Source organism: Bifidobacterium sp. LH_449 (genome assembly GCF_056356755.1).
Window position 1 is genome coordinate 1 of the sequence record NZ_JBKEUV010000003.1, and the last position, 23,390, is coordinate 23,390.

Annotated in this window: 16 protein-coding genes; 9 read left to right on the forward strand and 7 right to left on the reverse strand. The window is 59.2% G+C overall.

Annotated elements, in window-relative coordinates; translation table 11 throughout:
- The coding region (locus AC1AX7_RS03335; RefSeq protein WP_476508699.1) for a hypothetical protein at window positions 1-286 on the forward strand (286 nt) is incomplete at its 5' end.
- An 89-nt stretch (window positions 287-375) separates the two neighbouring features.
- Here the strand turns inward: AC1AX7_RS03335 and AC1AX7_RS03340 are convergent.
- Window positions 376-1,725, reverse strand: a complete 1,350-nt coding sequence (locus AC1AX7_RS03340; RefSeq protein WP_476508700.1) for an MFS transporter — start codon at window positions 1,723-1,725, stop codon at window positions 376-378.
- Between the two features lie 403 nt (window positions 1,726-2,128).
- Window positions 2,129-3,187, reverse strand: coding sequence for a PfkB family carbohydrate kinase (locus tag AC1AX7_RS03345; RefSeq protein WP_476508701.1), 1,059 nt, complete (start codon window positions 3,185-3,187; stop codon window positions 2,129-2,131).
- 230 nt (window positions 3,188-3,417) lie between these two features.
- Here AC1AX7_RS03345 and rpmB point away from each other — a divergent pair, with 230 nt between their 5' ends.
- The 7 genes from rpmB to rsmD all read left to right on the forward strand — a co-directional run bounded on the left by rpmB (window position 3,418) and on the right by rsmD (window position 16,187).
- Complete coding sequence (gene rpmB, locus AC1AX7_RS03350) at window positions 3,418-3,612, forward strand: 50S ribosomal protein L28 (RefSeq protein ID WP_476508702.1); 195 nt, start codon at window positions 3,418-3,420, stop codon at window positions 3,610-3,612.
- Window positions 3,613-3,905: 293 nt separating this feature from the next.
- Window positions 3,906-6,614 (forward strand): ATP-dependent DNA helicase RecG, encoded by a 2,709-nt coding sequence (locus AC1AX7_RS03355; RefSeq protein WP_476508703.1) that lies wholly within the window; start codon window positions 3,906-3,908, stop codon window positions 6,612-6,614.
- Between the two features lie 303 nt (window positions 6,615-6,917).
- Entirely contained in the window at window positions 6,918-12,041 is a 5,124-nt protein-coding gene (locus AC1AX7_RS03360; RefSeq protein ID WP_476508704.1) for a Spy0128 family protein, read from the forward strand.
- Window positions 12,042-12,213: 172 nt separating this feature from the next.
- Window positions 12,214-13,728, forward strand: a complete 1,515-nt coding sequence (locus tag AC1AX7_RS03365; RefSeq protein WP_476508705.1) for an isopeptide-forming domain-containing fimbrial protein — start codon at window positions 12,214-12,216, stop codon at window positions 13,726-13,728.
- A gap of 120 nt (window positions 13,729-13,848) precedes the next feature.
- On the forward strand, window positions 13,849-14,886 hold the full coding sequence (locus AC1AX7_RS03370) for a class C sortase (RefSeq protein WP_476508706.1): 1,038 nt from the start codon (window positions 13,849-13,851) through the stop codon (window positions 14,884-14,886).
- A 49-nt stretch (window positions 14,887-14,935) separates the two neighbouring features.
- A complete protein-coding gene (locus AC1AX7_RS03375) occupies window positions 14,936-15,589 on the forward strand; it encodes a hypothetical protein (protein WP_476508707.1) in 654 nt (217 codons plus the stop codon).
- Between the two features lie 10 nt (window positions 15,590-15,599).
- Window positions 15,600-16,187, forward strand: a complete 588-nt coding sequence (gene rsmD / locus AC1AX7_RS03380; protein WP_476508708.1) for a 16S rRNA (guanine(966)-N(2))-methyltransferase RsmD — start codon at window positions 15,600-15,602, stop codon at window positions 16,185-16,187.
- Here rsmD and trmD read toward each other — a convergent pair.
- From trmD to rpsP, 4 genes are all read right to left on the reverse strand, one after another.
- The gene (trmD, locus tag AC1AX7_RS03385; RefSeq protein WP_476508709.1) at window positions 16,180-17,085 is read right to left on the reverse strand and encodes a tRNA (guanosine(37)-N1)-methyltransferase TrmD; all 906 of its coding nucleotides are present in this window, start codon (window positions 17,083-17,085) and stop codon (window positions 16,180-16,182) included. The two genes, rsmD and trmD, sit on opposite strands and share 8 nt — an antisense overlap.
- A 94-nt stretch (window positions 17,086-17,179) precedes the next feature.
- Window positions 17,180-17,767, reverse strand: a complete 588-nt coding sequence (gene rimM / locus AC1AX7_RS03390; protein ID WP_476508868.1) for a ribosome maturation factor RimM — start codon at window positions 17,765-17,767, stop codon at window positions 17,180-17,182.
- 21 nt (window positions 17,768-17,788) lie between these two features.
- The gene (locus tag AC1AX7_RS03395) at window positions 17,789-18,022 is read right to left on the reverse strand and encodes an RNA-binding protein (protein ID WP_476508869.1); all 234 of its coding nucleotides are present in this window, start codon (window positions 18,020-18,022) and stop codon (window positions 17,789-17,791) included.
- A gap of 2 nt (window positions 18,023-18,024) precedes the next feature.
- On the reverse strand, window positions 18,025-18,477 hold the full coding sequence (gene rpsP / locus AC1AX7_RS03400; RefSeq protein ID WP_476508710.1) for a 30S ribosomal protein S16: 453 nt from the start codon (window positions 18,475-18,477) through the stop codon (window positions 18,025-18,027).
- A 280-nt stretch (window positions 18,478-18,757) separates the two neighbouring features.
- On the opposite strand from rpsP, the gene AC1AX7_RS03405 reads away from it, so the two are divergent.
- Window positions 18,758-22,153, forward strand: a complete 3,396-nt coding sequence (locus tag AC1AX7_RS03405) for a glycoside hydrolase family 2 TIM barrel-domain containing protein (RefSeq protein ID WP_476508870.1) — start codon at window positions 18,758-18,760, stop codon at window positions 22,151-22,153.
- A gap of 259 nt (window positions 22,154-22,412) precedes the next feature.
- On the opposite strand, the gene AC1AX7_RS03410 is transcribed toward AC1AX7_RS03405, so the two are convergent.
- The gene (locus AC1AX7_RS03410) at window positions 22,413-23,381 is read right to left on the reverse strand and encodes an endonuclease/exonuclease/phosphatase family protein (RefSeq protein ID WP_476508711.1); all 969 of its coding nucleotides are present in this window, start codon (window positions 23,379-23,381) and stop codon (window positions 22,413-22,415) included.
- Window positions 23,382-23,390: the final 9 nt, after the last annotated feature.

A 23,390-nucleotide genomic window follows, 5' to 3' on the forward strand; every position in this document is an offset into this window, starting at 1 on the left:
GGCGGGAGTGAACATTCCGTTTTTCATGTCACGGGCTCCTTTCGTGCCCGCCGGCCTTGGTTCCGATTCCGGTTTATTCACGGTTTCGGAACATGTGTACGGAATGTGGGGTACACCTCACACTTTTGACCGCCAATTGCGGCGTGTTGCGGTCAAAAGTGTCAATGGGGGGGGGCGGGCGGTTGCTGATGCCGCCTTTTGGCTGCCCCTCCTTGACACTTTTGGCCGCAACACGCCGGTGACGCCGGTCAAAAGTGTCAAGAGGGGAGCCTGCCGTTGTCGGTGACGTCGTTGACTGGCCCTCTTCTGACGTTTTTGACCGCGGCCGTCGGCGTGTTGCGGCCAAAAACGTCAAAAGAAGGAACGGCGGCCCGTCTATCGCTCCGTCGGGTCCTTCTGCAGGCAGAGGAACACGAGCGCGACGGCCAGCAGCAGCGCGATCGACAGGACGCCGATGGAGGCGTTGCCGGTCAGCGACGTGGTGGTGGCCACGAGGAAGGTGCCGACGATCGACGCGGTTTTACCGAAGATGTCGTAGAAACCGTAGTATTCGTTGGCATGGTCCTTCGGAATGATCTTGCCGTAGTAGGAGCGCGACAACGCCTGGATGCCGCCTTGGAACATGCCGACCAGAATCGCGAGAATCCAGAATTCGACGGCCGAGCGCAGGAAGAACGCCGCGAAGAACACGATGCACAGATACGCCACGACGGCGATCACGATCAGTCGCTTCGCGCCGTAACGTCCGGCGAATCGCCCGTACAGGATCGCGCACGGGAAGGCGACGAGCTGTGTGACGAGCAGTGCGATCACCAGCTGCGTCGAATCGATGCCCAATTGCGTGCCGTATGATGTGCTCATCGAAATCACCGTATTGACGGCGTCGATGTAGAAGAAGAACGCGATCATGAACATCCACAGCGGCTTGTCGGCGCGGATCTTGCGGAAGGTGGACGCCAGCTCGCGGAATGTTCCGTGGATCGCCTCGCTTGCGTGTTCGGCGGTCGTGCGGAAATGCACTTGCTTGTAGCTGGTCAGCAGCGGCACGGTGAACGCCACCCACCATACGGCGGTGATCAGGAAGGAGATGCGCGTGCAGGCGGCGGTGTCCAACCCGAGCAGCGCGGGCCCGCCGAAGATCACGGCAATGCATACGATGAAGGGAATCGTCGAACCGACATAACCCCATCCGTAGCCGTGCGACGATACCTTGTCCATGCGCTCGTTCGACGTGGTGTCGATCAGCATCGAATCATAGAATGTCAGCGATCCGTTCAGGCCGATCGTCGCGAGGACGCACAGAATCAGGAACGGCAGCCAGCTGAGCGGCAGCGCCATCGCGCAGCAGGCGACGACGCCCGTCAAAAAGAATCCGATGAAGAATTTGATCTTCATGCCCTGAATGTCGGCGATGGATCCAAGAATCGGCATCAGCACCGCGATAACCAGCGATGCGATCGTTTGCGCGTATCCCCATGTGGACACGATGTTGTCCTGTCCGGCGGCGCTCAGCAGCGAATTCGCATAAATCGGAATGATCGCGGTCGACAGCAGCACGAATGCGGAATTGCCGACGTCATACACGATCCATTTCTTTTCACGAGGCGTCAATTTGCCGGCCGGTCCCACCGGGAAGTCGCCGCCGGCAAGGGCTTCGGGCGCGTCCTGGCCTTTGATGGCGGATGCGGTGTCGGCCGCTTCGGCCGCATTGTTGCGTTCAGACATGGAAACTCCTGACTTTAGGGCTTCCTTTATCCTATGCACTTTGGTCGAAGAAGCAGCCTGCCGAATATGAATGGCGGATGAATTATGGGATGCCGCGGAATTATGAGGCGTCGCATGTCTGCGGGATGCCGCCGCGATTCGAGGATGCCTGATTATGACGTTTCCCGCGGTCTGCGATACGACGTGATATGGCGTGATGCGTCGTCACATGACGGAGGCGCCGCCAACGATATCGCCATACGACGATTCATATGACGGCGCCAATCTTCACAGGCGCGATCGATGATTCCGATTCCCGCGATATCGGACTGGAAACCGCTCCCGTCGCGTCGGCGGGCGCGATTGCTGATTTTCGATTATCGCGGTATCAGATTGCCTGCGGATCCGCTGATTCCGCGAATGACTACGCCTTATCCGAAGTCTGCGGTTTTTGGTCAGCGGTCTGCGCCAATTCCATGGTCTGCGCGTAGGACGGGCAAACCGGCACGCCGTTGACGTTGTTCTGAATGGCCAGCGATGCGGCGGCGTTTGCGATTTTCACGGCGTCTACCAGCGACCAGCCTTTTGCGATCAGTCCGCACATCGCCCCGATATGGCAGGCTCCCGCGGACCGCGTATGCGTGGATTTCACGGGGAAACCTTCTGCATGAACGACTTCGCCGCCCGGCGTGCGCACCCACGCTCCACGCGATCCGGCGCGAACGACCATCGGCGCACGCAATGCGGAACCCAACGCCTCGCACAGCGCGGCCATGGATTCATCGAACCCGCCATTGACCTTCATCGTGGCCGAATCATCCACATACACGCCGAGGCGGTCGGCCAAAGTCGTGGCCTCCTGCCGGTTGCACGACCAGACGGGGCGGGCCAGCACGAGATCCTCCAACAGGTGGTCGTTGACCAGACGCAGCGTATTGGTCGGATTGATGACGAGATGATACGGGCGATTGTCCGGATCGGCCCCGGCGCGGCGTACGAATTCGTCGACGCCCGCTGCGGTGTGGTCCATCAGCGAATTGCCGCTGACATGCACCACGCTGGCCCCCTCCAAAGGAATGCTGTCGAATGTCGACTCGCCACCCTGAGATTCCGCGCCATAGTTGGCGACGAATGTTTTACGCGTGCCATCGTTGAACACAAGGCGGAACCCGGAATCGCCGTCGATGCGATTCGGCCCGATATGTTCGATATCGTTCTCTTGGAAAGCCTCGCGAATCACTTCGGCCCACAATCCGTTGCCGACGATTCCGGCGTGCTGGACGCGCGCGCCCATGTTGCTTGCGGCCTGCAGAATGCGATAGCTGCCGCCGACGGCCGGGGAGGTCTTCTGCGCCACGGCGAACTGGCCTGGGCCGGGGACCTCTTCCACGTTCATCATGATGTCGACCCAGACCTGGCCGAGTGAAATCACTATTGGCTTGGCGGACTTCTCCTGACGATTGCTGAATGGCGAGCCGATCATCGTTGACGCCTCCTTACTGATTCAACATTGTTATCCCATTTATACTGATTGTAGGGATTTTTGCCGGATTCGGTTGGAAGCTGCGCACGAAGTCCATGTGTGTTTTGCAAAATGTCATACCGGGTTGTATATTAGTGAAGTTGTGTGTTTGCGTGTACGTTGATTGCATGCTTGATGCGTACGGGTAAAGCACAGACTTGCAAGTCAGTAGTAGTTGTAGGGAGTCCATTATGGCAGCTCGTTGCGCAGTGTGCGGCAAGGGACCGCAGACCGGTTTCACCGTCTCGCACTCTCATATTCGCAATAAGCGCACCTTCCGCCCGAACCTGCAGCCGGTTCGCACCACGGTCGACGGTGAAAACGTCCGCGTCCGCGTGTGCGCCAAGTGCCTCAAGGCCGGCAAGGTTCAGCGCGTGGCCGCGTGAACAAATGCGAAATAGCAGCTTGAAACCCCGGATAGTCTGATGACTGCCGGGGTTTTGCTTTGTCCGATGGCCGGAGCGGCCCAACCGGCCGGTTGTTGACGTCGGAACATCGGAGAACGGGTTTGTCTGATGGCTGGAGCGGCCCAATGACCGGCCTGTTGCCGTGTTGCGGCCTGCAATGGTTGGACGGCCTGCCGTCGCGACGCCTACGGGTATGCGCGCGAAGACGAAAATCCGGGTCGCCTATAAAGGCCCGCCGCCGAAGTCCGGCAATCCAACCACAATAAGAGACTATGAGCAGCGCCAATCTGAACACCCCCATCTCGTCGGTGATGACGAACAAGCGACGTGCCGGCGCGCTGAAAAGCCTTGGCGTCACGTCAATCAACGATGCGCTGACCTATTATCCGTTCCGCGTCACCGATCCGGTGCCGCTACGCGCGCTGCATGAAGCCAAAATCGGCGAGAAAATGGCGTTCGCCGCACACGTCCGCGCCTTGCGCGTCTCTCCGATGGCCCGCCGCGGCTTCCGCCTGGAAGCATTGGTGGATGATTCCGAATTCGCCGCCTCGCGCCGCATGCCAGGCTCCACCGCGTCGCTGGTGTTCTTTTCCTATAAGAAATCCTATGTCGACTGGGTCGCCATGCGCCTGCGCGAAGGCACGCATATCGTCGTCGCCGGCGAGCCGAGCACCTACAATAATCGCCTGCAATTCACGCATCCCGATCTGCTGACGGTCGCCCCGATGGTGACGCCCGACGCGACGTTCGCGCTGCCTTTCGACGCCCCCGATAATGTTGGCGGCAGCGGCAATGCCGGCCGCATCGGCGGCGGGAACGCCGGCAATACCAGGAATCCGTTGCCTGCCTCTTCCGCGTCGCCGCACAACGGCGGAACTTTCGTCATGACTTCGCCGACGGGGCTGAAATATGATGCCGACACCATGCAGGAGGCGCTGTCCCGCGTCTGCAGACCGCGTCCCGTCTATCATGCGACGTCGCGTATTTCCAGCGAACACATTCATGATTGCATCCTGCAATTCATGGATTTGCTGCGCGATGATGCCGACGATGCCGGCGCTGCTTCCGGTGAGGCCGCCGGCAGTATGGGCGATGATATTGGCGCCGCCGCTGCCGGCATCGCTTCTGCGACGGCGCAGCCGTACGGCGAATTCGATATTCCGCAACGCGACCGCGCCGCAATGGCGAAGGCGCTGCGCGGCGCGATTCCCGACATCATTCCTGAAGGAATCCGCGCAAACAATGGGCTGATGCATCGCGCGGAGGCTTTCATGGGCGTTCACGAGCCCAGCGGGCGCGACGAATTCAACGCCGCCATTCGCACGCTGCGCTACGAGGAGGCGCTGATCTGCCAGACGGCGCTGCTGCAGGCGCGGCGGCATGCGCGCGCGGCCTCGGCGGAACGCTGCGATGATGCCGCGCTGCGCGACTCTTTTATTGCGGCGTTGCCGTTTGAATTGACGCAAGGCCAGCGTGACGTCATCGACGCGATCGGCGATGATATGGCGCGCGATTATCCGATGCAGCGACTGCTGCAGGGCGAAGTCGGCTCCGGTAAAACCGTGGTCGCGGTGGCCGCCATGCTGCAGGCGGTCGGATCGGGGCATCAGGCGGTGTTGGTCGCGCCGACGCAGGTGCTGGCGGAACAGCATTATGAGACGATTCGCAGGATGGTGGCGGGTGGCGAATCCGCTGGTGATGCCGCTGGCAGTGAGGCCGTTACGGCTGGCGATGCCGTCGGCGAGGCCGCTGCCGTCGGCGGCGCGTCCTTGAACGTGCCCGTCATACTGCTGACCGGCGGCATGCGTTTGGCGGCGCGACGCAAGGCGCTGGCCGCGGCCGCAAGCGGCGAGCCATGCATCGTCGTCGCCACGCATGCGGCGTTTTCGAAGACCTTCCAAGCGCCGAATCTGGCGTTGGTCGTTATCGACGAGCAGCACCGCTTCGGCGTGGAACAGCGCGAATCTTTGCAGGACAAGGCGCAGCGCACGCCGCATCTGCTGGTGATGACGGCGACGCCGATCCCGCGCACGGCCGCGATGACCTGGTTCGGCGATCTGGACATTTCCTGGCTGACCGAACTGCCGGGCGGCCGCAAGCCGATCCGCACGTTCGTGATTCCCGAAGCCGACGGGCATACGATGGCGCATATGTTCGCGCATATTCGCGCCCGCATCGACGCGGGGGAGCGCGCCTATGTGGTCTGCCCGCGCATCGACGCCGACGATGAGGCCGAAGGCGGTGCGGCGGCCGGTGGCGGTGCGGGAGGCGTCGCCGACGCGGATGCGGAAGACGGCATCATCGACGGCCATCATTTCGACGACATGTATGATCTGGGCGAATCCGACGAGCAGCGCGCGCAGCGGCCGCCATTGCATTCGGTCACGGAGATCGCCGCACGATTGGCGGCGTTGCCGCAATTCGCCGGCATTTCGTTCGCCACGTTGACGGGCCGTGACGATGATGAGACGAAGCGCGCGGTGATGGCCGGTTTCGCCGACGGCACGACGCCCGTTTTGGTGGCGACGACGGTGATCGAGGTCGGCGTGGACGTGCCGCAGGCCAGCTGCATGGTGATTTTCGACGCCGACCGATACGGGCTTTCGCAGTTGCACCAGCTGCGAGGCCGAGTCGGGCGAGGCGGCACGAATTCGTGGGCTTTCCTGATTTCGCGCGCCGAGGACGCCTCGCCTGCGGCGCAGCGTCTGCAGGTGATCGAAAGCACGTTGGACGGCGCGCGGATCGCGCAGGCCGACTTGGAATTCCGCGGCGCCGGCGATGTGCTGGGCGACGCGCAGTCGGGCGGCAAATCAAGCCTGAAGCTGCTGCGCGTGGTCAAGGACGTGAAGATCATCGAACAGGCGCGCTCCGATGCGCAGCAGCTGCTTGGGCCGGATCCCTTGCTTGCCGATGAAGTCCAATTGGCGGGTGCGGTTTTGGACTTCACGCGCGGCAACGAGACGTTCCTGACCAGCAATTAGTGTATTTTGTGTCTTTTCGTCATCTCCGATAGGCGATGCGTTTACCCCCCCCCTATAGGGGAATTGCTGGGGTTGTTGACAGTGCGGCTTTCCTTGTAAAAATACGGCTTTTCCGTGAATATTCTTGCCTCTTGAGAACTGTTAGACCGCATATGTGGCCTGGCAATGATGTGAGGAGGGGCTATGCCGGAGGCAAGGCTTTTTAAGAAGATCGCCGCGTCTGTTCGAAAACTGGCAACAAGCCTGAGGGCGACGCGCAAAGGGAATGATACTGAAGCGCGGCATCCACATGGTGTGCGTCGTGTGTGCGCCGCGATGACCGCACTGGTGGTTTCGGTCGCTATGATTGGTCCGAGCGCATATGCGGAGCCGACCGCTTCGATGCCGATGGCGGCAGGCGATGCCCACACGGTCGCCGATCCTTCCACGGTGAATAGTTGGAGGGACTATGCCGCGGACACCAGTCAATATACGGGGCGCATCTGGACGGACAAGACCGTGGCGACAGATGATATTACGCTCACCAATACGGGCGGTGACGAGACGCTTACCGTCGGAAAAACCGATGATGCGGATTTCCTTGTCGGGCTTTCCGCCCTGTCATCGGCCTCATCCCTGACGACGACGTCTACGACGCCGCTTGATATCGTGCTCGTCCTCGACGTCTCCGGCTCGATGGACGAGGACATGACTTCCTATTCGTATGACGAAATCTACAGTGGGGATCTCAGTACTCGGGGAACGTATTACGTGAACATTGACGGCACTTATAGGCGGGTTGATCGAGATCGGAACGGATGGTATTACACCATTGGATCCGGTTGGTGGCCGCAAACCGTTTACGTAACGCCGAAAACCAGCGTGTCGGATTCGAATCAGAATCATACGCAGTTCTACAAGCGAACGTCTAACTCTACTGGGAAAATCACTGCATTGAAGACCGCGGTGAATTCCTTCCTCGACGCCACAGGTGACGCAAACGCCAAGATAAGCGATACGGATAAGCAGCATCGTGTCTCGCTGGTGAAGTTCGCGGGCAGACAGAACAACCGTATCGGTGACCAGACATATCGGGAGGATGGCAATACCCATAACTACACTCAGGTTGTTCGTGACTTTACAACGGATACATCGAGCGTGGAAAATTCCGTTGAGGAGCTGCACGCTGCTGGTGCTACAAGCGCTGATTATGGTATGGATTTGGCGTCGAGGGTGTTGAACGGGCAAAGATCCAGTGGAAATACTGATCCACTGGTAGGAGCCCGTGATGACGCGCAGAAAGTCGTTATCTTCTTCACCGACGGCGAGCCGAATCATTTCAACGGTTTCGATGGCGATGTGGCAAATAGCGCAATCGCTACCGCGAGAACATTGAAGGCAGACGATACGCTGATTTACACCATCGGCATCTTCGCCGACGCCGATGCGAATGACACGGAGACTAACACGAATGCTTACATGCATGCCGTGTCCAGCAATTATCCGAACGCTTCTAGTTATACCAATCTCGGCACGCGTGCGGAGGATTCCGATTATTACAAGACGGCAAGCGATGCCGACGAGCTTGCCCAGGTCTTCCAGGACATCTTCGACCAGGTGAGCACCGGTTCGGGCGGCCCGACGCAGGTTGATGAGGGCTTTGACGCCGCGCATTCCGGCTATATCACATTCACCGATCCACTCGGCCGGTACATGGAAGTGAAGGATTTCAATTCCGTCGTTTACGCCGGTGAACAATACACGGAGAAAACATCCTCAGATTACACCGATAGCAGCGGAACCGTTATCGGTACGCAATACACTTTCGAACACACCATTGAAGGCAACGATGTTTATCAGCGCGCAAATCTGCACGACATCATCATCACGGTGACCGACGGCACCGATCTTCAGACCGGTGACACTGTCACCATTCAAGTGCCGGCCGCGAATATCCCGCTTCGCTATTATTCGGTGACGCAGGATGATTCCGGGAATCCCACGTTGAAGGTGTCTCAGTCCTATCCGTTGCGCCTGTTCTATTCGGTGGGCCTGAAGAATGGTGTAAAGGAAGCCATTGCAAGCGGCAATACGGCGACGTATGACGATGACGGCGATGCCGATACGCCGGAAGCCACCTATCTTACGGATGCGCAATACAGGGATCTGCAAACATATATGGCCTCTCATACCGATGGCGAGGGCAATGCGCAGTTCTATGAAAGCGCCTACGGAGACGGTGAAGCCGGCACGACCGCCATCTTCCATCCCGCAACGACCAACATGTTCTATTACATTACGGAAGATACGCCGTTATATGACGGGGAAAACGGACAGCCTGTAAAGGAGCAGCCCGTGCCCGGCACGACGTATTCGTACAGGTATGACTTTTATCGGCTGAATGGCGCTTCAACCGAGACGGACACCGAATGGATCAACATTGACGGAAATCTTTTGACGGGCCATGTCGTGCGGCATAATGACGGCAACTTCTATATCAAAGCCGGCACCGCGCGTACAAACCGTCCGGGCGAATTCACGGCAGTGAAGAATCCGAACCATACCGGTACGGCTGGGAATTCGTATGTCGCTGATTTCGATGGACAGACCGTTACCGAGTCGTTGGGCAACAATGGTTTGCTGAAGGTCGAACAATCGGCGACGCTGACCGTGTCCAAGAACATAGTTGTTCCAAACGGCGTGGACGCCTCCGAGTATGCAGACACTGACTTCACCATGCAGGTCACGCTGACGGATGCTTCCAATAATCCTGTTTCCGGCGCTTTCAAAGCCAAGGTGTTCAACAATGACGGCACCCAAGCTGGTGACGCTTTTGTGATGGCCTTTGGCAAGGAGGGCACGGCAAGCCATGCCATCAAGCCGACGCAGCGTCTGGAAATATACGGCTTGTCCGCAAACACGAACTATGAGGCGATCGAATCCGGCACGATGCCGGCCGGCTTCAGCCAGACGGCTGCCACTGATGACACCGGAACATTGCAGGCCGGACGGACCAGCGACGTCTCGTTCACCAATACGTATGGAGTGACGCCGACGGAGCCTAAGATCTACTTCTCCGGCCGCAAGGCCATCAGCGGCAGGAATTTCCTGAGCACTGACAGCTTCACCTTCCGCGTAGGAGGCTCCTACACGGCGCCTGCCGGGCTGAACGCTACAGTCGCTGCGGACGCCATTCCGATGCCGAATGGTCTTGACAATGTTGGAACCTCCGGCGACGCCCGAATCGGCACCATCACCATCAAGCCGACCGCAGGCGATTCCAGCTTTGATTTTGACTTCGGCACGATGAGCTATTCGGTGCCGGGCACGTATACCTACTATGTGCGTGAGCCGGATCCCGCCGAAGGCATTGCCGGCATCACATATTCGCGGGCGGTATATGTCGTCACCGTTGAGGTGACCGATAACGGCGATGGCACGTTGCAGGCCGAGGCATCCACCGTGCAGCGCAAGGATGATGCAAATAATAACGTGAATGTTAATGTCGACGGTAACGTGGCGACATTTATCAACACCTACGCTCCGAATGCTGTCAACGTAAATTTGCAGGGCACTAAGGAATATACGGATTATGCAGGCAGCAAACCGCTGACGGATGGCATGTTTGATTTCCGCCTGACGGCGGTCGACGGTGTCGGACCTGATGACGCGCCAATCGCGCCGGAAGATGTCCCGATGCCAAACGACGGCAGCACAGTGTTTGATTCGCAGAACGACGGCAGTTACATCACTCTCGGAACCATCGCATATGAAAACGCCGATGTAGGCAACACCTACCATTACACGGCCCAGGAAATCGTTCCGGATCCCCCGGTTGCGGGCATGGCCTATGACGACACTGTCTGGAATATCACGGTTACAGTGACGTTGGACGGTACCGACGTAAAGGCTACCGCGCAATACGCTACGGCAACAGGGGATACTGGGGATTTAGCGACGTTCACCAACGTGTATCAGCCGTCCGCGGCTACGCTGAGCGGTGATAGGGCGTTAGGCGGTACAAAGACGCTGAACGGGCGTGACATGAAGCAAGATGAAAGCTTCGGCTTCACACTGACCCCGACCGGTGAGACCGCCGCAGCCATCACGGACGACACTGCCGGCATCACCGGCATCGGCAACAACGGTCTTGCATCCAGCGCGTCCGGTGGAGCCAACGGTAACGCCGTACCGTTCAACTTCGGTGATGTCACCTTCAGCAAGGTCGGCACCTATACGTTCGACATGACTGAAAACGCTCCGGCGGACGGCAACGGCATGACCTACGATCGGCATACCGGCACCGTGACGGTAACGGTTGCTGACAACAATACCGGCCAGCTGGCGGCAACTGCCGACTATGGCACCTACACGCCTACGGGTGGAAGCGCGCGAGCCGGCAACGAATTCATCAACACGTATCAGGCAAGCACGTCATTCGTCGGCCTGACCGTTACCAAGACGCTGACCGGCAAGAGCATGGCTGCAGGTGACTTCACCTTCACCATCACCGGCGTCGAAACAGAGGGTTCCACAACGGCTAACGATGCGGACCGTAAGTTGTCCGATACCGACAGGTCGTTCAAGAATACCGTTTCGGGCGATTCCGGCACTCCCGTGAACATGACCGGCAAAATGAGCGGAATCCGATTCACCCAGGACGATGCGGGCAAGACCTACACCTACATGGTGGCTGAAACCACGCCGGACGGTGCTGACGACAACCATATGCTCAATGGTGTCACCTATGACCAGACCACATACAGCGTGGCTATTCAGGTGATCGATAACGGCGACGGCACAATGCACACGGTCACCACCGTCACCAATAACGCCACACATGATCAGCTCACGTACGACAGCAGCGCTCCATCGCAGATCCCGACTCTTGGATTTGCGAATACATACCAAGCGGCACCTGTTACGACGACGGAAGGCGATATCAAGGCCACCAAGACCTTGACTGGCCGCAGCATGGGTGAAGGGGAAACCTTCGACTTCACGCTGAGTCTGCGTTCCGGGGATTCCTCTGCTGTTACGGGACTTGACGACGATAACACGTTGACGGCACGCGTAACCGGACTGCAGCAGGATACGGCCGGTGACGTCAAGTTCGCTTCCCTGACCTTCAGCAAGGCTGGCACCTACGTGTTCAACATAGAGGAAACCGGCTGGAACGGTGAAGCTTTGCCCGATCAAAACAATGAAGGCAGCCTGCATTTCGATCGGAGCGTCAAGACCATCACCGTTACCGTTACGGATTCGGAAGATGGTCAGTTGGTGGCCGCCGTCGGTGCAGCCCCTGAGTTCACCAATGAATATGATCCCGTCACCAGTCTTCCGCTGACCGGCGGTTCTTCGACTGCCCGAACCGTGATCTTGGCTGGCTTCGGCATATTGCTGCTCGGCGGATTGGCGTGGCTTGCGCTGAAACGCCGGACCTTATAGCAGATGCGATTCCTGGCTTGCATCAAACACATTTGATTGTGTGATGCAAGCCAGGAACAGTGGATTTCCCACTCATCCTTTGCCGTCCGGATGGGCTGGGGTATCACATGGGCGGCAAAGAAACCATTCCCGATTTGATCTCTCCTTATTTGGAGGGGGACAAGGAGAACCCATGCGAGGGTTATTGAAGAAGACCGTCGCCGGTTTGGGTGCGGTGGCGTTGGCTGTTGCCGGCATGGCTGCCGGAGCCGCTTCCGCATACGCGGATGAGACCACGCAAATCACCATCACCGGCGATGTGGGCGGCCGTACGTTCACCGCATATCCGCTGGGCACATACGCGCATCCGGTTGTGTCCGGTGATGCGCTGACAAGCGTGGATTTCGACCAGAATGCTGGCTGGGCGTCGCCAACGATCGCCGACGCCGCCAAGACCGCGAACGGCGATACTGATTTGCCGTCCACATATTCCGGCAATGAGCTGGCTTGGGTGGCGACTTTGGACCAGACTGCGGACGGTGCGAAACTGCGCGCTTTCGTGAACGCTTTGGCTGGTGCCACAACGAAACCAGAAGCAGCTGTTACAGCTACAGCGCAAGCTTCCGACGATTCGGTAGTTTTGGATGTTCAGAATCAAGGTTGGTATCTGATCATCGACTCCGACGGATCGCCCATGCTGGTAGGCACCAAGGTAACCGTTGGCAACGTTACATACGATACGCTGAACAGCACGACCTTGGGCACGGCTGCAGCCAAGCCGAATACGGTTCCCGTCCCGGAAAAGACGGCGGACGTTGCCCCTGGTGAGGTTGCCGTAGGAACGGTAATACCGTTCACCGTAACGGCTGAGGTCCCGAACACGACCGGCTATTCCGAGTATTCTCTGACCGTCAAGGACGTCGCGTCCAAGGGCCTGGACGTTCATACTGACGCGGAGTCTCTGACAGTGGCTCTTGGCGGCGACACGCTCACACAAGATACGGATTACACTGTGGAATCCACAGTTGATGATGTTTCCGGTGAGACAACGACGATTGTGAAGATCAACGACGTCGCCGGACATGACGGCGAGGACGTCGTCATCACCTACAGCGCAACCGTGACCAAGGATGCGGTCAACAAGGTGACGAACACGGTCACGGCGTCGCATAATGACGGTGCTTATGGCCAAGGCAAGACAGTGACCTACGATCTGGCCTCTTTCTCGTTCAAGAAGACCCAGGCCGACGGCACGTCGCCGTTGGCCGGTGCCGAGTTCACGGTGCAGAATGAGGCCGGTCGGTATGTTGCCGCTGACGGCACACTGTCTGATGAGCCTGTGTACCTGTCCGGATCCGGTGAAGACAGTGCGACCTACACACTGAATAATCTTGCCGCCGGCACCTATACCGTCAAGGAAACCACTGTTCCTGACGGATATCTGCAAAGCGCCCCGGCGGACTTCACCGTAACCATCGCATGGAATTCCAACGCGTATACATACACCAAGGGCGGTGACCTTCTCGGTCTGGTGACCCCAGGTGAGGATGGCAACTCCTTCACTGTTAAGAATGTGGAGTCCATCACGCAGCTGCCTTTGACCGGCGCCGCCGGCATCGGCCTGTTCGTCACGCTTGGCTTGCTGGTCGTGGCTACCGGTGCGGTCCTGTCCGTGAAAAGCCGCAGTATGCGCGATGCCATGATGTGAGTCTGATCCGCATATGAGATCGGACGCCGTTCGGCATGCCGAATGATGAAGTGGCCGGGTCGCACACTATTGCGAGACCTTGGCCACTTCATTGTTTCCGCCGCTGGTCGGAAGGGCTTCATGAAGAACAATGTGAAAAACGATCGCGCCGCACACGCGTCGATGCACGGAAATCCTCCTTATGAGGAAGTCGTTCCATCATTCAGTGACGCATTGGGCATACCGATAATCGCGGCCCAATATCGTCGTGCGCGGATTCGCCTTCTGCTGCTGCGCATCATGGCGTGGCTGCTGGTGGTCTGCGGCATGATGCTGGTGGTCTATCCGCTTGCATTGCAATGGCATTCGAATATGACATTGTCGAATACCGCATCGCGTACGGCGCGTGAAGTGTCTCAATGGGTGTATCCGCAAGCAAAGGAAGCGCTGCAGGCGGCGAGGGAGTACAACAAGAAGCTCTATCAGTCAGGGCAGCCCGTGCTGGGTGAGGTATCGGATCCGTTCATATCATTGGCCGGCGGCACGCGCTCATCGGACGACGCATCCGGCTCGGCTTCCGACAAGGAATACATGGGATTGCTGGATGCCGGCGGCGGTGTGATGGGCTCGATATCGATTCCCTCGATTTCAGTGGACCTACCGATCTATCACGGCACCTCCGAAGAGGCGCTGGCTTCCGGTGCTGGGCATTTGTATGGCTCCAGCCTTCCGGTCGGTGGCAGATCGACGCATGCCGTGCTCACAGGGCACCGTGGGCTGGTTGAAGCGGCGATGTTCACGAGATTGGATGAATTGCATGAAGGAGACTCCTTGTACATCGATGTGATGGGAGAAACGCTGGCATACGAAGTGGATCGGATATCAGTGATCGAGCCCGACGACGACTCGTTGCTGCGAATCACCCAGGGAGAGGATCGCGTAACCTTGATGACCTGTACGCCGTACGGTGTGAACACGCAACGTCTGCTGGTATCCGGCGTACGCGCGTCCATGCCGAACGAAGTGCCATACGAGCAGGATGCCTCAATCGACGCGCGGGCGATATCCGCAGGCGTCGCCTTGGCGGTGCTGCTACCAGGGTGGCTGGCGGTATCGGTGAAGCGTCGCGGAGGCTGGCGGCGCATGCGGCACGGCAGCGCATGGCCTCGGCATTGGTGAAGGTTTTCGCTATATATGGAAACTGAAGCGAAACAAGGTAGGAGTGGCCTTGAGAAACGGTAAATTTACAGAAAAGGAACGCCGATATCTGATGTCGTTGCCTGCTGTGGAATCCGTCATACAAGGACGAATCTTCTATGCCAACGCATTTAAAGTGGAATGTCTGCGTCGGTATCATGAAGGCGACTCGCCTGCGAAGATTTTCGCCGAAGCGGGACTGCCCAGCAAATTGATCGGGTATAAACGAATCGAACGATGCATCGCACGGTGGAAGGAAGACGAGCGGCAAGGCCGCTTCCTCAGCATCACCGACACGTGGGAGGACGGGCAAAAGAAGACCGAGGAGATCCTAGGAAGGCTTAAGACCGCATCTGGCGATGTTTCCCGCCGGATAATCGTCGATCAGGGATATGGCGGAGTCCGTCCCCAGATGATGCAGAACAATCGGGGGGAGGGTATTCTTCCGATGCTTCAGGCAATGCGGAAACGTCAAGCGACAGGGAAGATCTGTTGGAAGAATATGGGCACAGAATATGCGCGTTGGAGCATCGGATCAACGATCTGGAACATCATCTTGAAGAACTGCGGGAAAGCTGGAACGAAAAGCGTGAACGGCACTGAATGCGATACTCCTGAAGTCCAATTGGCGGGTGCGGTTTTGGACTTCACACGCGGCAACGAGACGTTCCTGACCAGCAATTAGTCTGGAGGGCATGCGCGTTATTTCAGGACGATTCAAAGGCGTGGCGCTGACCACGCCGAAATCCGGCACCAGGCCGACGACCGACCGTACCAAAGAGGCGATCTTTTCGCGCCTTGACGCGTGGGGCGTACTGGAAGACGTGCGCGTGCTTGACTTGTTCGCCGGCACGGGCGCACTCGGCATCGAAGCGTTGAGCCGCGGCGCCCGAGAGCTGGTGGCGGTGGAATCCTCCGCGCCCGCCGCCGCGCTGATCGCCAAAACCCTGACGACGCTGAAGCATAATCGCGCGTGGGAGGCAGGCATGTCGGCGCGCGTGGTGAAGGCGAAGGCGGAAAAGTACGCCGCCGGAACCGCCGAAGCGCCATTCGGCATGATCTTCATCGACCCGCCGTACGCCTTCGAGACGGAAGCCTGCAACCGGCTGCTCGCCGATCTGGCCGCCGGCGACATGACGGACTCCACCACAATGATCATGCTGGAACGTTCCGTACGGTCGGAAGCCCCCACCGCCCCAGCGGGCTGGGCCATCACCGAACACCGCGACTACGGCGAAACAGCCGTCTACTATCTGGAGCCCGCTGCGGAGCAGCTCAGCTGAGCTTGCGAGGATGGTCGCCGGAAACCTCCCATCCCAGGGACATCAGGGTTTTGCGGTCGGCCTTGTCGAGTTCGCGGCAGTCCAAACGTCCGATCAGGTCGGGGCGCAGATCGGCGGTTTTCGCCAGCGCCTCGTCACGGCGGAAACGGTCGACCTTCGCATGGTCGCCGGAAAGCAGAATATCCGGTACTCGAATGCCTCGCCATTCTGCGGGCTTCGTGTACTGGTGATGCTCCAGCAGCGCGTTGCCGCCGGTATAGGATTCCTCGACGATCGAATCAGGATTGCCCATGAATCCCGGAATCAGGCGCGTAATCGCCTCCAACATCACACTGGTGGCGACCTCGCCGCCATTCAACACGTAATCGCCGATCGAATATTCGCGTACTTCCACGCCTTGCGCACGGTAGTACTGCGGAATTCGCGCGTCATACCCCTCATAACGCCCGCATCCGAACAGCAGATGCCCTGCGTGGCTCAGCTCCGTCGCGTCCTGCTGCGTAAACAGCGGTGCGGAAGGATTGGGGAAAATCAACACCGGGCGGCCCGCCAAATCGGCGGTGCAGGCCTTGCCGGCATCCTCGATTGCGGCGTCGTCGGCATTATCGGCGTCGATATCGGCATCGCCATCATCGTCGGCATCGTGTATTTCCGACATCGTCGCAGACTGCAATCCCAGCAGGTCATCCAAGCATTCCGCCCACACTTCCGGCTTCATCACCATGCCGGCGCCGCCGCCGACAGGGGTGTCGTCGACCGAATGATGCACGTCATGCGTCCAATCACGCAGATTGTGGGCGTGCACTTCCACCAGGCCCTTGGCCTGCGCCTTGCCAAACAGGCTCAGATTCAGCACTTCGAAGTATTCCGGGAATACGGAGACGATGTCGATCTTCATATGGTCCACCTTACACAAAGGGTTTGGAATGCGATGTGGGGAGGCCGGGTGGAAACGAACTCCCCACATGTTGCTGTATCCGAATCATACGGCTCTACAAACCGGGAATCAGGCCGCGCGGCGGATTCACCGTCAGGAAGCCCTCTTCCAGATCGATATCCGGAACCAACTCTTCGACGAAGGGGACGAGCGCGCTGTTTTCCAGCACCTCGCCGTCCTCGCCGCGAACGGGCTCGGACAGACGGATCTTCAGCAGCCACTGGGCCACGTCCATCACGTCCACGACCTTGCCGATGACGCGGCCGGCCTCAAGGCCCAGACCGTTGCCTTCGGCAAGGCGCGCCTCAAGACCGATCAGGTCCTTCGGATACCATTCGTCAGCCTCAAGCATGTCCTCAGGGTCGTCGGCCTCGCCGTACAGCACGGTGCCGTTGGCGGCTTCGGAGGCGTCCCTGTCGTCAATGCCTTCGAACTTGATGATCCAACGGTTCTTGAACGTGCGGGAATGCTCCACGACGTATTCTTCGGAACCGTCCTTCGTATACAACACAGCACCGGGAGCGAACCGGTAATCCGGATCGTCCGTAAAGATCTGCACGGTCACCTCACCCTTGAGGCCCTGAGCGCGGCCGATACGACAGACCCTCAGCAGCTCACGCTGTTGAGGGTCGTCGGAATGCATTTCACGCACCACGCTAGGATCTCACCTGCGCACATCCATGATGTCGACGCGCACCTTGTGGTCGGCCAAAGCCTGCACCACCGTGCGAACCGCATTCGCCGTGCGGCCGCCGCGCCCGATGACGCGGCCGATGTCCTCAGGGTTCACACGCACGCGAATCAGTTCGCCATGCGCGTTCTCATGGGACTTGACCGAAACATCGTCCGGAAAATCAACGATGTTCTTAATCAGATGTTCCACAGCCTGGGCGAGCATGATCACTCAGCTTCCTCAGCGGCCGGCTCCTCAGCCGGGGCTTCTTCGGCAGCGACGGCTTCGGCTTCGGCCTTGGCCTTGGCTTCGGCTTCGGACTTTGCGGCCTTCAGCTTCTGGGCCTGGGCTTCAGCGGCTTCCACGCGGGCAGCGGCATCCGGGCCGGCCTGAACGGTCTTCAGGGTACCTTCGGCACCGTCAAGGCCCTTGAACTTCTGCCAGTCGCCGGTGATCTTCAGCAGGTTCAGCACCTGCTCGGTCGGCTGGGCGCCGACGCCGAGCCAGTACTGTGCGCGCTCGGAATTGATCTCGATGGTCGAAGGCTGGGTGTTCGGATTGTAGATACCGATCTCTTCGATGGCACGGCCGTCGCGCTTGGTGCGCGAATCCATGATGACCACGCGGTAGAACGCGTAGAACTTCTTACCCATGCGCTTCAGACGAATCTTGGTTGCCAAAATGGCTCTCCTTGTAATCTAGGGGTGTGGTTTTCGTTTTCTGTGTGGGGCACGGAATCCGAAACCCACATGTTCCTCACGTCACGCGGTGATAGAGGGCCCCGCGCACGCGAATAACTAGGAGAGTATAACGCGCGGCATGGATTAACCGCGCGATTTTCCGCCACGCGGCGTCCCTGCTGGCAACGCGCGGTAAACGCTTAATCAGGCATGCCGTCATGGATAATATGAAGCAGAAAAATTCATGGCCGACAGCATTGCCAAGGAGGGCGCGCATACCATGTTCATTCCGCGGTACTACGAGGATCTCGACACCTTGCATTTCGGTTGCGAACCGAATCGCGCATACTATGTGCCTGCATCGAAGCCGACCGACACCAGCGTCGGACGCCGCATCCAATCAGACCGATTCCATCTGCTCAGCGGCGACTGGGATTTCAAATATTACGACAGCATCCACGATCTGGACGCGGAAGTGGGCGACGCGCAGGCCACCAATAATCCCGCCTTCTTCGACATCGCCTTCAACCCCGACGCCGCCTCCGGCTACACCACGATTCCCGTGCCCAGCGTTTGGCAGAATCACGGCGTCGATACGCATCAATACACGAATACCCGCTATCCGTTCCCGCTGGATCCGCCTTTCGTGCCGCAGGACAATCCCTGCGGCGTCTATCTGACGTCATTCGAATACGTCGAAGATCAGGCGGCGCCGCGCGCATATCTGAACTTCGAAGGCGTGGACAGCTGCTTCTACGTGTGGCTGAACGGCGACTTCGTCGGCTATTCGCAGGTATCGCATTCCACTTCGGAATTCGACGTCACCGATTACGTGGAGGAAGGCGAAAACACGCTCGCCGTGCTCGTGCTCAAATGGTGCGACGGCAGCTATTTGGAAGACCAGGACAAATTCCGCATGAGCGGCATCTTCCGCGACGTCTATCTGTTGAAGCGCCCGGAATCGGCGATCCGCGACTATTTCGTACACACCGGCATCGCGAAAGGCCAGTCCGATGAGGAAGGCCGGCACAATGCCGACATCGATATCGATTTCGACTTTTACGGCGGCAAGGTCATCGACGTGGCCTGCACATTGATCGATGGCAACGGCAACACCGTCGCACGCGGTGGCGCCAAGCCGATTGAAGGCGTTACGGCGACGCCTGCCGGCCGCGACCACGACAACGGCGCGGGCGCGCAGTTCACGCCGCGTGCGCACGCGCACCTCACCGTCGAAAACGCGCATCTGTGGAACGCCGAAACCCCGTATTGCTACACCCTTGTCCTCGAAACCGAGCATGAGGCCATCCAAAGCGTCGTCGGCATTCGTGAAATCGCTGTCGCAACAGGCGATGACGGCATGCATCAGATCGTCACCGTCAACGGCATGCCCATCAAAATCCACGGCATGAACAGGCATGACAGCGACCCCGTCACCGGATACGCCATCAGCGAAGAGCAGATCGTCAAAGATCTGACGCTGATGAAACTGCATAACGTCAACGGCGTGCGCACAAGCCACTATCCGAACGCGCCGCAATACTACGATCTGTATGACCGCATGGGCTTCTACGTGGTCGGCGAGGCCGACAACGAAAGCCATGGCGCCGACGATTTCTATGTCAAGGGCACAGGCGACGGCGAACGCGACTGGCAATACCGCTCGCAGCGTTGGAACGAGCTGATCGCCGACAATCCGAAATTCACCGAATCCACCGTGGACCGCGCACGCCGCTGCGTCGAACGCGACAAAAACCATGCCAGCATCATCTTCTGGTCGATGGGCAACGAATGCTCCTACGGCTGCACATTCGAAGAGGCGCTCGCCTGGACGAAGGCCTTCGACCCCAGCCGGCTGACGCATTACGAAAGCGCGCGATACGTGGAGGCGGACGGCCATGACAAGCACGAATACGGCGATATCGACGTGCACAGCCGCATGTATCCGAGCGTGGAAGACATCGAAGCGTATTTCAGCGACGAAGGCCCGCAAGGCGACGGCGCGAACGGTGAGGACGGCACGCGCGATGACGGTCTGATCAAACCGTATCTGATGTGCGAATTCTGCCATGCGATGGGCAACGGTCCGGGCGACTTGGAGGATTATTTCAAGCGCATCGACCGTTTCGACGGACTTGTCGGAGGTTACATCTGGGAATGGTGCGACCATGCCATCGACCGCGGCACCACGCCCGACGGACGCCGCGTGTACGCATACGGCGGCGATTCCGGCGAATACCCGCATGACGGCAATTTCTGCACGGACGGCATGGTGTATCCCGACCGTACGCCGCACACCGGCTTGGAGGAATTCAAGAACGTGTACCGCCCGGCGCGCGTCGTCGCATTCGACCGCGCCACGGCGACGGTGACGTTGCGCAACTACTATGATTTCACGGTCTTGGGCGACGAAGTCAACGTGATGTGGGAGCTGTACATCGACGGAGCGCTGCAGTCGTACTGCCTGTTCGGCGAAGGCGATGACGATCTGGCGCAGCTTGCGATCGCGCCTCATACGGACGGCGCCGTCGTATTGCGCGGACTGCCGGATCTGGATGAGCTTACCGCCGGTGACGGCAAGGTCACGCTGGTGTTGCGCTACCTGTCGCGCAAGGCGAACGATTACGCGCCGGAACTGTTCGAGCTTGGCTTTGACGAGATATCGTTGTCCGATCCGGAAGCGGCGAATCTTGCGGTCGTCTCGCAGATCGTCGGCGATGCCGATGGCGGCGCGGAAGCCGGCAATGTCGGTGTCGCTGGTGTCGCTGAGATCGCCGTGCTTGAACGTGGCGCGGAACTGATTTTCGAAGGCTCGAATTGGCGGTACGTATTCGACAAGCGTACGGGCCTGTTTGCACGCATGTCATATGCGAACCGCAATCTGCTTGACCGTCCGATGGAACTCGAAGCATGGCGTGCGCCGACCGACAACGATCGCAATGTCCGCTCCGATTGGGAACGAGCCCAGTACGACCACGCCTATGCGCGCGCATACGATGTGGAGCTTTCCGCAGGCGAAAGCGAAGGCAGCGTCGATATCCGTGCGACGATGGCGCTGGTCGCGCCGGTCGTGCAGCGCATCGCCAATATCGAAACGGAATGGAACATCGACGTGAACGGCTCCGTGCACGTGCATATGGATGTCCGCCGCGATATGACGATGCCGTTTCTGCCGCGCTTCGGTCTGCGCCTATTCGTGCCCAGGACGATGGGCGACGTGACCTACTGCGGCATCGGCCCGAACGAAAGCTACTGCGACAAGCGCCGCTCCGGATGGCACGGCATTTTCGAAGGCACGGTCGACGGCCTGTTCGAGCCGTATGTCAAGCCGCAGGAGAACGGCAACCATCATGATTGCGATTGGGCGAGCATCGCCGGCGACGGGTTGGCCCTGACCATGTTGACGACCGGCTGCGAATTCGATGCGGAAGTGGAGCCCGATGAGGAAAACCGCGCCTTCCGCGGATTCGACTTCCAGACGCTGCCGTACACGGCCGAAGAGCTCACGGCCAAGGCGCACAACCACGAACTGGTGCGTTGCGATTCGAACGTCGTATTCGTCGGCCTGCAGAGCGGCATCGGCTCGAACAGCTGCGGTCCGGCCCTGATCGACCGGTACCGTCTGGACGCCGCCGACTTCAGCCTGGACCTGACCTTCAAGCCGATGAAGGCCTGACGTTCGGCTTCTAAAAGTCGGCAATGGGCCGGCGCCTGCCGAGGCGTTCGGCCCATTGTTCGTGTTCGGTCTGCGTTTGACCCCATTCAGGTTCCATTGAGAGGCTTATCCGGTTTTGTCCATCCGTATGCCTGGCGGCCGATATCGTCGGATTTTCCTGATTCGTCAGACTTTTGCCCGGCCGGCTGTTCTTGGCGACGTGGGTGACATGAATGGTGCGGGCGGGGAGAAATAAAGGCGGCGCGAGCCGGAAACGCCCCTACTCCAACGTGAGGGTGGCGGCCAGCGCGAGGTGGTCGGAGCCCCCCACGCGGAACGACCGCACATCCGAAGCCTGCAGTCCGCGCGTGAACAGGATGTGGTCCAAAATGATGCGCGGCCACGGCAGCCATGACGGGAACGTCGCTTGGCGTCCGCGGCCCTGCATCATCGCGGCATCCTGGAAACCGGAACGCAGCAAAGCCCGGAAACTCGGATGCGCGATGTTGGAATTCAAATCGCCCATGACCACGGTGATGTCATGCGCCTGCTGCGTGGAAGCCAACTCACCCAAACCGATGATGCCGTCAGACCAATCGCGGCAGCCGCGCATCGGCGACTTCGGATGCGCGGACGCGAACGTGATCGTGCGCGTCGCGCTGATCGGGAAGCATATGCCCGGCACATCGGCGGCCGGAATCGTCGCGGTGACGGGGGAGGCGTCGGACGGCTCCACGCGGATCCAAACGCCATTGAACCCGCCGTTGTCGGAAGCCTGCGCCTTGCCAAGCTGATGATACGGCAGCACATCATCCAATCCTGCAGCATTCAAATCAGTGACCAGCTTCTCGGAAACCTCCTGCAATGCCAGCACCGCAATGTCACGATCCTGCACGGCCTTCACAATGGCGGCGGCATCCGCCCTGCCATATCGGCAATTCAACGTCATCACATGAAATACGCCGTGCGAAGAGGACGTCGCCGGAGCCTGCCTGCGGTCCGCGAAGAGCCGCCAATACGGCATCTTCGGCGAAACAACAAGGAAACATACCGCAATGGCGGCGCAAAACAGCGCCGCATCATGCAGCAGCAGGCCGCCCGCGGCCACCATGACGACGGGAATCCACAGAAAATCGATCAAGGCGATCATATACGGCAACGGCTTATGCCCGTCCGCCTTTGCCGGCAACAGCGCCAACGCCGCCCACAGCGCCACAAACGACAGGACGGCCCACAACAACGCGACCACAAATCCTCC

What these genes read in the sequence shown, in the direction of transcription:
- AC1AX7_RS03355 (WP_476508703.1), top strand. Translation starts at nt 3,906, where the DNA reads ATGAGCAGCGCCAATCTGAACACCCCCATCTCGTCGGTGATGACGAAC.
- AC1AX7_RS03370 (WP_476508706.1), top strand. Translation starts at nt 13,849, where the DNA reads ATGAAGAACAATGTGAAAAACGATCGCGCCGCACACGCGTCGATGCAC.
- rimM (WP_476508868.1), bottom strand. Translation starts at nt 17,767, where the DNA reads ATGCATTCCGACGACCCTCAACAGCGTGAGCTGCTGAGGGTCTGTCGT.
- rsmD (WP_476508708.1), top strand. Translation starts at nt 15,600, where the DNA reads ATGCGCGTTATTTCAGGACGATTCAAAGGCGTGGCGCTGACCACGCCG.
- AC1AX7_RS03395 (WP_476508869.1), bottom strand. Translation starts at nt 18,022, where the DNA reads ATGCTCGCCCAGGCTGTGGAACATCTGATTAAGAACATCGTTGATTTT.
- AC1AX7_RS03340 (WP_476508700.1), bottom strand. Translation starts at nt 1,725, where the DNA reads ATGTCTGAACGCAACAATGCGGCCGAAGCGGCCGACACCGCATCCGCC.
- AC1AX7_RS03405 (WP_476508870.1), top strand. Translation starts at nt 18,758, where the DNA reads ATGTTCATTCCGCGGTACTACGAGGATCTCGACACCTTGCATTTCGGT.
- trmD (WP_476508709.1), bottom strand. Translation starts at nt 17,085, where the DNA reads ATGAAGATCGACATCGTCTCCGTATTCCCGGAATACTTCGAAGTGCTG.
- AC1AX7_RS03365 (WP_476508705.1), top strand. Translation starts at nt 12,214, where the DNA reads ATGCGAGGGTTATTGAAGAAGACCGTCGCCGGTTTGGGTGCGGTGGCG.
- rpmB (WP_476508702.1), top strand. Translation starts at nt 3,418, where the DNA reads ATGGCAGCTCGTTGCGCAGTGTGCGGCAAGGGACCGCAGACCGGTTTC.
- AC1AX7_RS03345 (WP_476508701.1), bottom strand. Translation starts at nt 3,187, where the DNA reads ATGATCGGCTCGCCATTCAGCAATCGTCAGGAGAAGTCCGCCAAGCCA.